We start from the raw sequence: 14,731 nt of genomic DNA on the forward strand, positions 1-14,731 counted from the left end.
CGCTGCGCGTTGGTCAAAAATCGGTCGGCGCGCCGCCTTCGGAGCGGCGCTTGGCGACGAAGGCGTTGAGCTCTTCGCGGATGGCCGGGTCCATGTAGGGCTCTTCATAGGATGCCAGCCGTTCCTTCCAGACGCGGTTGGCCTTTTCGATCGCCGTCGGTGAGCCTGCTTCCGCCCAGGTTTCGAAATTGCGCCAGTCGGAAATGATCGGCGAATAAAACGCGGTCTTGTAGCGGTCCTGCGTGTGCTGGGTGCCGAAGAAATGGCCGCCGGGGCCGACCGACTTGATGGCATCGAAGCCGAGCGCCTCTTCGGAAAGGTCGAGCGGGGTCAGGAATTCGGCCACCATCTGCAGCAGGTCGATGTCGACGATGGTCTTTTCGTAGGAGCAGCGCAGGCCGCCTTCGAGCCAGCCGGCCGCATGCATCATCAGATTGCCGCCGCCCTGGATGGCGCCCCATAGCGAGAACACGCTTTCATAGGCGGCTTGCGCGTCGACCGTGTTGGCGGCGCAGGTGTTGGAGGTGCGGTAGGGGATGTTGTAGCGGCGGGCGAGTTGGCCGCCGACCAGCTGCGCCTTCATATATTCCGGCGTGCCGAAGGCTGGTGAACCGGACTTCATGTCGACGTTGGAGGTAAAGCCGCCATAGCCGACGGGCGCGCCCTTGCGCACCATCTGGGCAAAGGCAATGCCGGACAGCGCCTCGGCATTCTGCTGCACCAGCGCGCCGGCGATAGTGACCGGCGCCATGGCGCCCGACAGGGTGAACGGCGTGACGACAACGACCTGGCCCTTGCTCGACATCTGGATGATGCCTTCCATCATCGGCACGTCAAGCTTGAGCGGCGAATTGGTGTTGATGATGGTGAAGACCGACGGCTCTTCCAGCATCTGCTCGTGGCTGATGCCGCGCGCGATCCTGGCGATCTCGATGCCGTCGACATTGCGCTCCTTGCCGAGCGAATAGATGTGGAACACCTTGTCGGTGAGCACGCTGAGATCGCGGATGCATTCGAGGTGGCGGACCGACGGATGGATATCGGTCGGCTCGACCGGATAGCCGCCGGTGCAGTTCAGGATGTTGTGCATCTGCGCAAGCTTGAGGAAGTTGCGGTAATCCTGCTGGTTGCCCGGCCGGCGGCCGCCATCGATGTCGGAGCAGTTGGGCGCCGACGCCATCATCGAAATGATCACATTGTTGCCGCCGAAACGCACATTGTGCGCCGGATTGCGGGCATGGACGGTGAATTCCGTCGGGCAGTTCGAGACAAGGTCGAGGATCATGTCGCTGTCGAAGCGCACCCGCTCGCTGCCGTCACGGACATCGGCGCCATGCGCCTTCATGATGCGCCGGGCCTCGTCATGCAGCACGTCGACGCCGATTTCCCGGAGCACGCGCAGCGAGGCAAGGTGGATCGATTCCAGTTCGTCGTCCGAGACCAGCTTGGTCGGCGTCAGCGGGTTTTTCAGCTGGCGGAAGGCTGGCTGCTCGAACGCCGCCGAGCCGCCGGCGCGCTTGCCCGCGCGCCCGCCGCGACGGGCACGGTCGGTTGCCAATGCCGGTTCGGCGGGATGAAGGGCGGCGGTCATGGATGGCCTCGTACGCTGCGACAGTGCGGCTGCAATATGGACCGCCGGCTGTCCAGCCATTGCGGAGGCGGCGACCACTAGGGCGAGGGAAGCGACATGCCGGTACGGCAGCCGGCGGGATCGTCGCGGCACCGGCACCACCAGCGGCTTGGCGCAAGCGGATTTCGTTGTCCGGCCCTTCCTTTCCGGGAATCGAACCGGTAGCTGGGTGGTTGGCTGGCCGTGCGGCCGGCAACTCACACGGATGACAGAATGGCCGCGACCGGCTCGAACGATGGCGAAGCGGCAACGCAATGGGCGGCACTTGCCGGCGTCACCGCGGCGCTGGCCATGTTCGGCGCGGCGCAGGGGTTGAGCTCGCCGTTGTTCACGCTGCTGATGCAGAAGCAAGGCATGTCGCCGGCGCTGATCGGCCTGTCGGCGGCCATGATGCCGCTTGGCCTGATCCTTTCGGCCTCGTTCGTGCCCGGCGCCGTGCGGCTGGTCGGCGCCCGCACACTGGCCGTCGGTTGCTCGCTGATCGGGGCGCTGTGTTTCCTCGGCATCGGCTACCTGCAGGACTGGGTGGCTTGGTTCGCCATCCGCTTCGTCATCGGCGTCGTCATCAACCCGCTCTATATCCTTGGCGAAGTCTGGGCGCTGTCGCTGGCGCCGCCGTCGCGCCGCGGCAGGGTGATGGGCGCGTTCAACACCGTGCTCGGCGCCGGCTATGCGGCCGGACCTTTGGTGCTGACCGCGGTCGGCACGGCGGGCTGGATACCTTTCCTGGTCGGCATCGGCGGCTTTACACTGTGCGCGGCCATCCTGCGCAGCGTTTCATCAAGCCTTGCCGGCTTCGAGGATGACGGACAGTCTTCCGGTGGCTTTTTCGGTTTTGCCAGGCTGGCGCCGGCGCTGCTGTTTGCGGTGCTGGTTTCGGCGGCGGTCCAGCAGGGCACCTATGCCCTGATGCCGGTCTTCGGCTCTGCCTATGGCTTGCCTGAAAGGGTGCTGGCCGCTTTGGTGATGGCGTTGTCGCTGGGCAACATCTTCCTGCAAATCCCGCTCGGTCTGCTGGCTGAACGTTTCGGCGGCCGGGCGATGATCATCTTCTGTGCGCTGGCGACGGCAGTTTGCGCGGCTCTGCTGCCGCTGCTGATCACGACGCCGGCGATCTGGCTCGTGCTTCTGGTCATGGGCGCGGTCGGTTATGGCGTCTACACGATGGCGCTGGTCGAGCTCGGCACCCGGTTCAAGGGAACAGCACTTGTGGCCGGCAATGCCGCCTTCGCGCTGATGTGGGGCGCCGGCGGCATCGTCGGCCCGCCTGGCGCCGGCACGCTGATGCAGTTCATCGGCCCGCTGGGCTTGCCGGTGGTGATCGGCGGCCTCGACATTTTGCTGGTGACGTTCGCGCTCTACCGCTCGTCCGTGCGCCGCGCCTCCTGACATCCGTTGGCCGGAGCAAGCGGTTTCGGCAGGCATGGGACTTCCCGCGCTGGAACCGAACGTTAATCCTGAGTCGCGATAGTGGGTAAGGATCATGGCTCTGGCGGAATCGAACAGCGACGAAACCATGCAATGGGCGGCGATCACCGGCGTGATCGCGACCGTGTCGGTGTTCGCCATCGCGCAAGGGCTGAGCTTTCCACTGTTGAGCTTCATCCTGCAGCGCCAGGGCGTTTCGCCGGCGATGATCGGCGTGTCGGCGGCAATGACGCCCGTCGGCTTCATCCTGTCGTCACCGTCGATCCCGGCACTGGCGCGCCGGTTCGGGGCAGGGCGCACCGCGCTCACCTGTGCCGCGCTCTCGGCAATCGTGCTGGCGCTGATCGGCTGGACACAAAATTTCTATTTGTGGTTTCCACTGCGCTTCCTGATCGGCGTGGTGACCAATCCTCTCTATGTGTTGAGCGAGATCTGGATGATCGCGCTGGCGCCGCCGGCGCGCCGCGGTCGCGTGATGGGGGTGTATTCGACGGTCATTTCAGCGGGGTTCGCGGCCGGCCCGCTTTGCCTGCTTGCCGTCGGCACCGAAGGGTGGCCGCCATTTCTGGTGGGCATGGCCGCCTTCGTCTTTTGCGGCTTCTGCCTGGCGCTGGTGTTGCGACGCCTGCCGAAGGTCGACGAGGCCGGGCACCGGGTTTCGGTGATGGGCTTCGTACCGAAGGCCTGGCTGCTGGTATCCGCGGTTGTCGTGGCCGCCGGTTTCGAACAGGGCGTGCTGGCGCTGCTGCCGGTCTATGGAGCGCATTACGGCATCGCCGAGGCCCGCATGTCGGCGCTGCTGTCGGCGATGATCGCCGGCAACATCGCCATGCAGGTGCCGCTTGGCCTGCTGGCCGAAAAATTATCCGCGCGCCTGGTACGCCTTATTTGCGTGTCGCTGACGATGCTCGGATGTGCGCTGTTGCCGCTGCTGATCGAGACGCCGCTGATCTGGACAGGCGTCTTCATCTGGGGCGCCGTTTCCTACGGCATCTATACGATGTCGATCATCGAGCTTGGCGAGCGCTTCACCGGTTCGACACTGGTCGCCGGCAACGCTGCCTTCTCGCTGATGTGGGGCGTCGGCGGCATGGCTGTTCCGCCGCTGGCGGGCAGCGCCATGGACATTCTCGGCGCCGGCGGGTTGCCGATCACGCTGGGGGCGATTTGCCTGGCCCTGGCGGTTGCCACGGTTCTGCGTCGCCGGATGGCGTGAGGCAAAGCTACCTGATGACCTGGCGTCACCATCTTGAATAAAGCCGCCTACGACGCGATGTAGGCAGGGCCGCCAGACAATAGCTTGGAGACCACGCGTGACCCAATCGACGACAAAACGCCAGACTGAAGCCGCCGCCGAGGACAAGTTCCTTTGGCTGGAGGATCGGACCAGCAAGGAATCGCTCGACTGGGTGCATCGTCAGAACGAGCTTACGGTCGGCGAATTGCAGGGCGATCCGTCCTACCAGACGTCGTTCGAAACCGCGCTAGACCTGATGACGGCCGAAGACAACATCGCCGTCGGTGCCGCACTTAACGGCCATGTCTACAATTTCTGGCAGGACAAGACCAATGTGCTCGGCCTGTGGCGGCGCACGGGCGTCGCTTCCTACAAGACCGAGAAGCCGGAATGGGAAACGATCATCGACTTCGACGTGCTGTCGGCCAAGGAGGGGGTGAATTGGGTGTTCAGCGGCGCCAGCCGTCTCTACCCCGACTTCAATCTTTGCCTGGTGGCGATGTCGCCGGATGGTGGCGATGCCAGCGAGATGCGCGAATTCGACATTGCGACCAAGTCGTTTGTCGAGGATGGTTTTCGCGCACCCGCTTCGAAGTCAGGCTTCGGCTGGCTGGACAAGGACACGGTCATCGTTTCGGCGGCATTCGAAGAGGCCGACAAGACGGAATCCGGCTATCCGCGCGTGATCAAGCTGTGGACGCGCGGCACCAGGCTGGAAGATGCGGCGCCGATCTTCGAGGCGCAGAAGGAAGATCTCGCCGCCGGTGGCGCCGTCGAATTCGATGGCGACAAGCGGCATGTCTTTCTGGCCCGAACGCTCGACTTCTTCGCTTCGCACAGCTTTCTGCGCTTGGCCTCCGGTGAAAACCGCCGCATCCCGCTGCCGGACGACGCCACCGACACAGCGCTCTTTAGAGGTCAGCTTGTCTTTGGCGTGCGCACCGCGTGGACGGCGCCGGACGGCACGTCGTGCCAACCGGATGGCCTCTATTCGCTGGATTTCGGGCGCTGGATCGAAACGGGTGCGTTCGGGCCTGTCGAAACCCTGCTCAAGCCGGCGCATCGCGTCTCCATCGCCGGCATCACGCGCACGCAGGACCGCCTGTTCATCAATCTGATGGACAATGTGCGCGGCAAGGTCGTCGTTTGCGAGCGAACCACCGATGGTTGGTCGCTGAAGGCCTTGGCGTTGCCTGAGAACGGCAATGTCGGCATCAGCCATGCCGAGCATTTTGGCGCCAGCGTCTCCTTCTCCTTCACCGATTTCCTGACGCCGAGCTCGATCATCTGGTCCGATGACAATGGCGAGACGCTGACGACGGTGAAGGCGCAGCCGGCGCGGTTCGACGCTTCGCCGCTGATCTCGGAACAGTTCGAGGCACGCTCGAAGGACGGCACCGAGATTCCGTATTTCGTCGTCAGGCGGCGCGACCAGGACGGTCCGGTGCCGACGCTGCTCTACGGCTATGGCGGTTTCGAAGTGCCACTGCTGCCCGGCTATGCCGGCGTGCGCGGCAGGCTGTGGCTGGAGAAGGGCAATGCCTATGTGCAGGCCAATATCCGCGGCGGCGGCGAGTTCGGCCCGAACTGGCACCAGGCGGCGCTGAAGGCCAACCGGCAGAACGCCTTCGACGATTTCGCCGCGGTGGCGCAGGATCTGGTGAAGCGCGGCATCGCCACGCCGGCGACGCTCGGCATCCAGGGCGGCTCGAATGGCGGTCTGCTGACCGGCGTCTCGCTGACGCAGCACCCGGAACTGTTCGGCGCCGTGATCATCGACGTGCCGCTGCTCGACATGCTGCGCTACACCGAATTGCCGCCCGGCGCCTCCTGGATGGCCGAGTATGGCGACCCGGCGAAACCGGAAGAGGCGGTCTGGCTTGCCGCCTATTCGCCCTATCAGCACGTCTCCGCCGATGCGGCCTATCCGCCGGTCCTGCTGACCACGTCGACCGCCGACGACCGCGTTCACCCCGGCCACGCGCGCAAGATGGCGGCTCGCCTGCAGGCTGCCGGTCACGACATGACGCTGTTCTTCGAGGAAACCGAGGGCGGCCATGGCGGGCGCGGTGATCGCCGGCCGCAGGCGGCACAGGCGGCGATGAAGTATGTCTTCCTGCAGCGGGCGCTGAGCAGTACGACTTGAACTGAGGGCTTCAGACGGCCTAAGGTGCCTTTCATGGCTCCGGTAGTGACATTGGTCTGCGCATTTGGGGGGGCGGTGACGCCGTCGCCGCGCACGCTGCGAGCCGAGCTTCTGCGGCTGTGCGCCCGCATTGGCTATTCGCCCCCTGCCTGCCTCTGAAGAATCCGCCCCGGCACTAGCCGGATTGGTTCAAAGAGGAAGGTCAAATCATGACTTATCAGAATTACTCGCTGAAGCAGCTTCAGCAGATCGACGCCGCGCATCATTTGCATCCGTTCACCGACCACAAGGAATTGCGTGAGGCCGGCTCGCGCATCATAACCCACGCCAACGGGCCGTTCATCTACGATGCCGACGGCACCGAAATCCTCGACGGCATGGCCGGGCTTTGGTGCGTCAATGTCGGCTACGGCCGCGATGAACTGGCCGACGCGGCCTACGCCCAGATGAAGGAACTGCCTTACTACAACTCCTTCTTCAAATGTTCGACGCCGACGCCGGTGCTGTTGTCCAAGAAGCTGGCGGAACTGGCGCCCAAGGGCGTCAACCAGGTGTTTTATGGTTCCTCCGGCTCGGAGGCCAACGACACGGCGCTGCGGCTTGTCCGCCACTACTGGGCGCTGGAAGGCAAGCCTGAGAAGAACCGCATCATCTCGCGCAAGATGGGCTATCACGGCTCGACCATCGCCGGCACCTCGCTCGGCGGCATGGATTTGATGCACAAGCAGCTCGGCGGCGCAGTGCCCAACATCGTCCATGTGATGATGCCCTATGCGTATGAACTGGCTCTGCCCGGCGAAAGCGACCATGATTTCGGCCTGCGCGCGGCTAAGGCCGTCGAGGACGCCATCCTCGAAGCCGGCGCCGACAAGGTTGCCGCCTTCATCGGCGAGCCGGTGATGGGGGCAGGCGGCGTCAAGATCCCGCCGATGAGCTACTGGCCGGAAGTGCAGCGCATCTGCCGCAAATACGATGTTCTCTTGATGCTCGACGAGGTCATCACCGGCTATGGCCGCACCGGCGAGTGGTTTGCCGCGCAGACCTTCGACATCGAGCCCGACACCATCACCACGGCCAAGGCGCTGACCTCCGGTTACCAGCCGCTGTCGGCGCTGCTGGTCGGCGACCGCATCGCGGCGACGCTGGTCGAGAAGGGTGGCGAGTTCTATCACGGCTATACCTATGCCGGGCATCCGGTGGCCTGTGCGGTGGCGCTGAAGAACCTCGAGATCATCGAGCGCGAGGGCCTGGTCGAGCGGGTCAAGAACGACACCGGACCTTACTTCGCCCAGGCGTTGCAGGAGCGGATCGCCGGCCACGAACTGGTCGGCGAGGTGCGCTCGATCGGACTAATGGGGGCGATCGAGATCGTTAGGGATAAGGCGACCAAGGAACGCTTCCTGCCCTCGGGGAGTGCTGCGGTGACCGTTCGTGACCACGCGATTGGCCAGGGCCTGATGCTGCGCGCCACCGGCGACACGATGATCCTGTCGCCGCCGCTGATCTGGACGCGCGAGACGATCGACATGGCGTGCGACCGTATCGCCAAGGCGCTCGACCTGGCGCTGGCGGATCTGCGCAGCCGATAAGCCAAACCAGAGCCGGGCGTGCCGCGACCGGCACGCCCGGCCTCTAATGCACCTTTCGTTGTGCCACCAGGGAACGAATAGCCCTCGTCGCGCGTAGTGTTCTGGGACCGGCCACACCGGCTGCATTTCTGGGCGACAATTTTCATGACAAAAACCACCAAGAGCCAACGGGCGCTGGAAGCGGTCGCGATCGGAAACAACCTGATGCTGGCGCCCCTTGTGGCGATGATGCGCTTGCCGCTGATGGCCGCGGATGCCCAAAATGGACGAAGCTGGAGCCCAGAGACCGCACGCGCGATGAGTGAAAAGACCATGGCGATGGCGGAGGGTGCGTTTGCCGCGCAAATGGCGCTGCTGCAATCGACGACGCGCTTCTGGCCGGAGGTTTTTTCCGGCCGCATGCCATCGCTTTTTAGCGGTGTCGCAGCGGAGCGGTCGATCAGCGCCGCGCTGAAGCCAGCCAGCCGTGCCGTCAAAGCCAATTTTCGCCGACTGTCGACCAAGTCCTGATCTGCAGGCTGGAAACGCAAAAACCGCGCTCCATCGGGAACGCGGCTTTGCCAGATACGCATGGCGTTTCGCTAACAAAACACTGCGAAACTTACGGGCTCCGGTACGCGAGACCTGATCCGGAGCGCCGGGCGGATGCGATATGTCCGCCTCGAAATCCGTTTTATAGGGACATCGTTACCGTCAGGTTATTGAGAGCTTAAGCAAATCTGAATTTGCGATTTTTCTTGCTGAAAAAAATCGACAAAATCGCTGTAAAATTCGAAACTTACGCCGGGTTACCGCGCAGAAAATTAATGATGCCGGAAAAATCGGCGCCGGCATGTCCCTGGGCATTGAACAGCGCGTAAAGTTGCGTGGCCTCTGCGCCCAATGGCGTCACCGCACCGGCGCCTTGTGCTGCTTCCTGCGACAGCTTCAAATCCTTCAACATGAGTGCCGCGGCAAAGCCGGGTTTGTAGTCTCGATTGGCGGGCGATGCCGGCACGGGGCCGGGCACCGGGCAGTAGGTGGTCAGTGACCAGCATTGGCCCGAGGATGTCGAAGCGACGTCGAACAGCGCCTGATGCGACAGGCCGAGCTTTTCCGCCAGAACGAAGGCTTCGGCGACGCCAATCATCGAAATGCCGAGGATCATGTTGTTGCAGATCTTTGCCGCCTGTCCTGCGCCATCATCGCCGCAATGGACGATGCGGCCGGCCATCGGCTTGAGGATTGGCTCTGCCTTGGCAAAGGCGTCCTTCGAGCCGCCGGCCATGAAGGTTAGCGTGCCGGCGGTGGCACCGCCGGTGCCGCCGGAAACCGGCGCGTCGATCGACAGCAGGCCATTCCTGTTGGCGATGGCGTGGGCTTTTCGCGCCGATTCGACGTCGATGGTCGAGGAATCGATGAACAGCGCGCCTTTTTTTGCCTTGGGCGCGATGTCCTCATAAACTGACAGAACATGCTTGCCGGCCGGCAACATGGTGATCACCACATCGGCGTCTTTCACCGCGGCAAGCGCGTTGGCCATGATGACGACGCCATGGTCGCGAGCGACGGTCAAATTCTCTGGCATCAGGTCGAAGCCATGCACCGCATGCCCCGCCTTGACCAGGTTGGCGGCCATCGGGTTGCCCATGTTGCCGAGGCCGATGAAGGCAATGGTCGTCATTGTATTCTCCCGATTTTGGTAGCGTCAGCGGCCGATCAAGGCACGCGCGATGATGACGCGCATGATCTCGTTGGTGCCTTCGAGGATCTGGTGGACGCGCAGGTCCCGCACCAGCTTCTCGACGCCGTAATCGTGCAGATAGCCATAGCCGCCATGCAGTTGCAGCGCGTCATTGGCGACGTTGAAGCAGATGTCGGTGACGAAGCGCTTGGCCATGGCCGACCATTTCCCGGCATCCGGCGCCTTGCGATCGAGCTTGGAGGCCGCGGCGTAGAGAAAAATGCGCGCCGCCTGCAACTCCGTCTCCATGTCGGCAAGCTTGAACTGCAACGCCTGGAACTGGTTGATCTTGGAACCGAATGCCTTGCGCTCGGCGGTGTAGGACAGCGCCTTGTCGAGCGCAGACTGTGCTCCGCCCAGCGAACAGGCGGCGATGTTCAGCCGGCCGCCGTCGAGCCCGGCCATGGCAATGCCGAAGCCGGCACCCTCCGTCGACAAAAGGTTTTCGGCCGGCACCTTGCAGTCCTCGAAAATGACCTGGCGGGTCGACTGCATGTGCCAACCCATCTTGTGCTCGTTGGCGCCGAAGGACAGGCCGGGCGCATCCTTTGGCACGACAAAGGTGGAAATCCCTTTCGGCCCGTCGGCGCCGGTGCGCGCCATGACGACATAGAGATCGCTGTCTCCCGCGCCTGAGATGAACTGCTTGGCGCCGTTCAGCAGATAGTCGCCGCCGCTCTTGGCCGCGCGCGTCTTCAATGCTGCAGCATCTGATCCGGAACCGGGCTCCGTCAGGCAATAGCTGGCCAGCCATTCCATCGAGGTCAACCTGGGCAGGAAGCGCTGGCGCTGCTCGTCGCTGCCGAAGCGGTCGATCATCGACGCCGCCATGTTGTGGATCGAGATGAAGGATGAAAACGCCGGATCGGCGCGCGACAGCGCCTCGAAGATCAAAACGGCGTCGAGCCTGCCCAGCCCCGAGCCGCCGACATCGTCCCTGACATAGATGCCGCCGAGGCCAAGCGGACCGGTCTCGCGGATCACATCGGCCGGAAAGTGCTTGTTGCGATCCCATTCGAGCGCGTTGGGCGCGACGCGATCGGCGGCGAAGGCCTCGGCCATCTCCTGGATGGCGCGCTGGTCCTCGTTGAGTTCGAACTGGCTGGTGCTCGCATCGACAGCGGCGTCCATGGCGTGCTCCCTGTGTTTCCCCAACTGGGGGTTGGCTTGCTGGCCTGTTGTTTTTGGCTTTGCGCGCGCACCAATCTAGACCAATGATGCCGCCGCGCAACCCGGCCAACTCGACCGACCATTTGGGGAGCGGCTGTGCGCGAATGGATGCTCGGAGCAAGGTGTGACGGCAAATTTCGATGAACTGCTCGAAGGCTTCCGCAGCTTTCTCTCGACATTTGATGACGGGCTGGTGTGCGATGCAGTGGCCAGGATCGGCTGGGACATGCAGGCCCGACCGCTCGACCCGCATCCGCTCGCCTGCCTTCACCAACTCGACCGCATCGTCGAACTGGCGCCGGCGAGCGCCAGGCCGCTGGCGCGGCTGCTGGCGGAGCGTCGCAATGATTTCCGCTGGGGCCAAACCTACAGTGAGGCGGATTTCGGCAAGGCGTTCATCGACAATTACGGCTGGCTGGAGGTGTTCGGCACGCGCGGCCACTTCGTCAATGACGAGGTCGCGGCCGGCCTGCTGATCCTTGGACCTGACATCGTCTATCCCGACCATCACCACATCGCCGAGGAAATCTACATCCCGCTGACCGGCGGCACCGAGTGGCGCATGGGCGAGAGCGGGTTTCGCGTTCGCCAGGCAAGCGAGGTGATCCACCATGCGTCTGATGTGAACCACGCCATGCGCACCGGCAAGGAGCCGCTGCTGGCGCTCTACATCTGGCGCGGCGGACCGCTGGCGGCGAAGTCGACGATCACCGAAACCGTTTCGCAGGGCAAGGACTGATGGCCAAGGCGATCATGCTGCAAGGCACCGGCTCCGATGTCGGCAAGACGGTTCTGGTCGCGGGTCTTTGCCGTGCGGCCAAGAAGCGTGGGCTAAAGGTGCGGCCGTTCAAGCCACAGAACATGTCGAACAACGCGGCGGTCGCCGACATTCCGGGTGACAACAATGCCGGCGGCGGCGAAATCGGCCGTGCCCAATGGCTGCAGGCGATCGCCTGCGGTGTGACGCCAACCGTCCACATGAACCCGGTGCTGCTGAAGCCGCAGACCGATATCGGCGCGCAGGTGGTGGTGCAAGGCAAGGTGTTTGGCGAGGCAAGGGCGCGCGACTATCAGGCGCTGAAGGGCCGGCTGATGGACGCTGTTCTGGAGTCCTGGGCGAAGGTCGGCGAGGGCGCCGATCTGGTCATCGTCGAGGGTGCGGGATCGCCGGCCGAGATCAATTTGAGAAGCCGCGACATCGCCAATATGGGCTTTGCGACGCGCGCCAACGTGCCGGTGATCCTGGTCGGCGACATTGACCGCGGCGGCGTCATCGCCTCGGTCGCCGGCACGCATCTGATCCTGCCGGAAGCGGATCGACGCATGATCGTCGGCTACCTCATCAATAAGTTCCGCGGCGATGTTTCGCTGTTCGATGACGGCCTCAAGGCGATCGAGAAATTCACCGGCTGGCGCTGCTTTGGTGTCGTGCCGTGGTTGAAGGCTGCGGCACGACTGCCTTCGGAGGATTCCGTTGTGCTGGAGCGGCTGGTGTCCGGCGAGAAGCGGGCGCTGAAGGTGGCGGTGCCGATGCTTGGCCGCATCGCCAATTTCGACGACCTCGATCCGCTCAAGGCCGAGCCGCAGGTGGAAGTGGTGTTCGTGCCGCCCGGTCAACGCTTACCTGAAGATGCCGGGCTGGTGGTCATTCCCGGTTCAAAATCGACGATCGGCGATCTCCTGAAATTTCGCGAGAATGGCTGGGACCGCGATCTGCTCGCTCACAGGAAACGCGGCGGCCATGTCGTCGGCATTTGCGGCGGCTTCCAGATGCTGGGGAAAGTCGTGCGCGATCCCGACGGCATCGAGGGTAGCGTTACCGAAGCCGAGGGGCTCGGCCTGCTCGATATCGAAACGGTGATGGAGCCGGAAAAGACGGTGCGCAATGTCAGCGCCCATTCGGTGCCGTTCGACCTGCCGCTTCAGGGCTACGAGATCCATCTCGGCCGCACCACCGGTGCGGACATGGCTCGGCCGTCAGCCGTCATCAACGGCATCGACGACGGCGCCATTTCTGCCGACGGCAGGGTGTCTGGCACGTATCTGCACGGACTGTTTTCCGCCGACGCCTTTCGCGCCCGGTTCCTGGAAAACCTCGGCGTCAAAGGCGGCGGCATCGACTACCGCGCCGAGGTCGAACGGGCGCTGGACGAGGTCGCAGCCGAGCTGGAGACCCATCTCGACTGTGACGCGATTTTTGGGCTGGCGAGGTAGAGCCGCCTATCGTTTCGTCATCCACGGGCGGAGCAAGGAGCGAAGCGACGCAGTGCAGACCCGAGGATCCATGCCGCGAGGTTAAGGCGTTGCAACGGTTCAGAATTCTGCTCCGCTGCATCCTTCGACAAAGGTCACGGCATGGATCCTAGGGTCTCCGCGACGTCGCTTCGCGACTGCTTCACCCTAGGATGACGAAGGTGGGGGCGCTTCGGCCAATCTCGAACCCCCCAGCGCTGCCGGTTCAGGCCTTCTCGCCCGCCTTTGGCCAATAGGTGCCGAACGACCAGACATTGCCTTCCGGGTCGCGGCAGATGAATTCGCGGCTGCCATAGTCGCGGTCGGTCAATTCCTGGATGATCGTGGCGCCGGCTTTTTTGGCCCTGGCATAGGTGGCATCGGCGTCGTCGACGGCGACGTAGATCGACTTGCCGCCACCGGAACCGGGCTCGCCGACCATCTTGCCGTAGTCGTCGCTGCGCGCGGTGCCGAGCATGATCATCGAGGAACCGAAAACCAGCTCAGCATGGTGGACGATGTCCCCTTCGCCGTAGCGGGCGCGGACGCTGAAGCCGAACGCCTCACCCAACCAGTCGATCATTTTTGTCGCGTTCCTGTAGCGCAGCGTCGGGTAAAGCCGGGGCGGTTCAGTGGTTGTGGGCATGACAATCTCCTTCGGTTGGGTTGGTCGATACCCCAATCTGGGCGAAGGACGTTTTGGCGTCTTGAAGAAATGTTACCTCCCCACGGCGCGTCTATGCCTGGACGGGAAGCATGGTCGGCGCCTGGCCGGCAAGGTCGCGGAACTCGCGCACCAGATGCGCCTGGTCGGCATAGCCGCAGTTGGCGGCGATGTCGGCCCAATCGTTCTCGCCCTGTCGCGACAGCCCAAGCGCGCGGTTGAAGCGGGCGATGCGCGACAGCGTCTTGGGTCCGACGCCGATCGCGTCGGAGAATTTTCCGGCAAGATGCTTGCGGCTCCAGCCCAATCTGTCGGAAAGCGATGCAATGCGAATGCGGCCGCCCGAAGCGGTGATCCTGTCATAGGCCCAGGCGATTTCGGCTTGCGTTTCGCGGGCCTCGGTCAACCGGTTGGCGACGAAGGTTTCGGCGATGGCAAAGCGCGTGTTCCAGTCCCGCGCATTGCCGAGCTTATCGCGCAACGCGATGCCTTCAAGGCCGAGCACATCGTCGAGGGCAACCATGCTGTCGGTCAACTCGCTCATCGGCTGGCCGAAGAAGCGGTGGGCACCAAGCGGGGTGAAATTGATCTGGATGCAGCAGGCGCCGCCGAAGGATTCGATCACCACCGGCCCGGCATAGAGGCCGGCAGCGAAACTGGCGAAGCGGTCATTGTCGCCGGGGTCCTTGCCAAGCCCGATGGAAAAAGGTTCGGCGAAGCTGATGACCAGCGGCACGGTCAGCGAGGCGTATTCGACGTTGCGGAAATGGCCGGGCGCCGTTTCGCGATAGCCGCATATGTCCGTCACCGCACCCTGGAGCCGATCGCCCGCTGCGCGCCGCACCATCTCGAACCGATCGGCGACCGGTCGGTCCTGGTCCTCGTGACGCTCTGTCTCGACCGGCATTGGCC

At 63.7% G+C, this 14,731-nt stretch carries 12 protein-coding genes; 7 read left to right on the top strand and 5 right to left on the bottom strand.

The annotated features are described in order from the left end of the window. Positions 1 to 13: 13 nt before the first annotated feature. A complete protein-coding gene (locus AC1D0N_RS22590) occupies positions 14 to 1,591 on the bottom strand; it encodes a trimethylamine methyltransferase family protein (RefSeq protein ID WP_477247805.1) in 1,578 nt (525 codons plus the stop codon). 252 nt (positions 1,592 to 1,843) lie between these two features. Between AC1D0N_RS22590 and AC1D0N_RS22595 the strand changes: the two genes are divergently transcribed. From AC1D0N_RS22595 to AC1D0N_RS22615, 5 genes are all read left to right on the top strand, one after another. Continuing rightward, positions 1,844 to 3,019, top strand: coding sequence for an MFS transporter (locus AC1D0N_RS22595; RefSeq protein WP_477247807.1), 1,176 nt, complete (start codon positions 1,844 to 1,846; stop codon positions 3,017 to 3,019). 94 nt (positions 3,020 to 3,113) lie between these two features. Next, positions 3,114 to 4,274: an MFS transporter gene (locus AC1D0N_RS22600; RefSeq protein ID WP_477247809.1), complete on the top strand. Its 1,161-nt coding sequence runs from the start codon at positions 3,114 to 3,116 to the stop codon at positions 4,272 to 4,274. A 97-nt stretch (positions 4,275 to 4,371) separates the two neighbouring features. Beyond that, positions 4,372 to 6,441, top strand: coding sequence for a prolyl oligopeptidase family serine peptidase (locus AC1D0N_RS22605; protein ID WP_477247811.1), 2,070 nt, complete (start codon positions 4,372 to 4,374; stop codon positions 6,439 to 6,441). Between the two features lie 209 nt (positions 6,442 to 6,650). Further along, positions 6,651 to 8,030 (top strand): aspartate aminotransferase family protein, encoded by a 1,380-nt coding sequence (locus AC1D0N_RS22610; RefSeq protein WP_477247813.1) that lies wholly within the window; start codon positions 6,651 to 6,653, stop codon positions 8,028 to 8,030. Positions 8,031 to 8,174: 144 nt separating this feature from the next. Beyond that, the gene (locus tag AC1D0N_RS22615) at positions 8,175 to 8,540 is read left to right on the top strand and encodes a hypothetical protein (RefSeq protein ID WP_477247815.1); all 366 of its coding nucleotides are present in this window, start codon (positions 8,175 to 8,177) and stop codon (positions 8,538 to 8,540) included. A gap of 268 nt (positions 8,541 to 8,808) precedes the next feature. Here AC1D0N_RS22615 and mmsB read toward each other — a convergent pair whose 3' ends face one another. Together mmsB and AC1D0N_RS22625 are read right to left on the bottom strand one after the other, a co-directional pair. After that, positions 8,809 to 9,693 (bottom strand): 3-hydroxyisobutyrate dehydrogenase, encoded by an 885-nt coding sequence (gene mmsB / locus AC1D0N_RS22620; RefSeq protein WP_477247817.1) that lies wholly within the window; start codon positions 9,691 to 9,693, stop codon positions 8,809 to 8,811. 24 nt (positions 9,694 to 9,717) lie between these two features. Then, complete coding sequence (locus AC1D0N_RS22625; RefSeq protein ID WP_477247819.1) at positions 9,718 to 10,884, bottom strand: isobutyryl-CoA dehydrogenase; 1,167 nt, start codon at positions 10,882 to 10,884, stop codon at positions 9,718 to 9,720. 163 nt (positions 10,885 to 11,047) lie between these two features. Between AC1D0N_RS22625 and AC1D0N_RS22630 the strand changes: the two genes are divergently transcribed. Together AC1D0N_RS22630 and AC1D0N_RS22635 are read left to right on the top strand one after the other, a co-directional pair. Further along, positions 11,048 to 11,662 carry a dimethylsulfonioproprionate lyase family protein gene (locus tag AC1D0N_RS22630; RefSeq protein ID WP_477247821.1) on the top strand — a complete coding sequence of 205 codons (615 nt, stop codon included), beginning with the start codon at positions 11,048 to 11,050 and terminating at the stop codon, positions 11,660 to 11,662. Beyond that, entirely contained in the window at positions 11,662 to 13,137 is a 1,476-nt protein-coding gene (locus AC1D0N_RS22635; protein WP_477247823.1) for a cobyric acid synthase, read from the top strand. The genes AC1D0N_RS22630 and AC1D0N_RS22635 overlap by 1 nt, the downstream gene beginning before the upstream one ends. A 244-nt stretch (positions 13,138 to 13,381) precedes the next feature. Here AC1D0N_RS22635 and AC1D0N_RS22640 read toward each other — a convergent pair whose 3' ends face one another. Continuing rightward, positions 13,382 to 13,801: a VOC family protein gene (locus AC1D0N_RS22640; RefSeq protein ID WP_477247825.1), complete on the bottom strand. Its 420-nt coding sequence runs from the start codon at positions 13,799 to 13,801 to the stop codon at positions 13,382 to 13,384. Between the two features lie 91 nt (positions 13,802 to 13,892). After that, on the bottom strand, positions 13,893 to 14,726 hold the full coding sequence (locus AC1D0N_RS22645; protein ID WP_477247827.1) for a helix-turn-helix domain-containing protein: 834 nt from the start codon (positions 14,724 to 14,726) through the stop codon (positions 13,893 to 13,895). Positions 14,727 to 14,731: the final 5 nt, after the last annotated feature.

The sequence above is a fragment of the Mesorhizobium sp. P2_E10 genome (assembly GCF_056404235.1).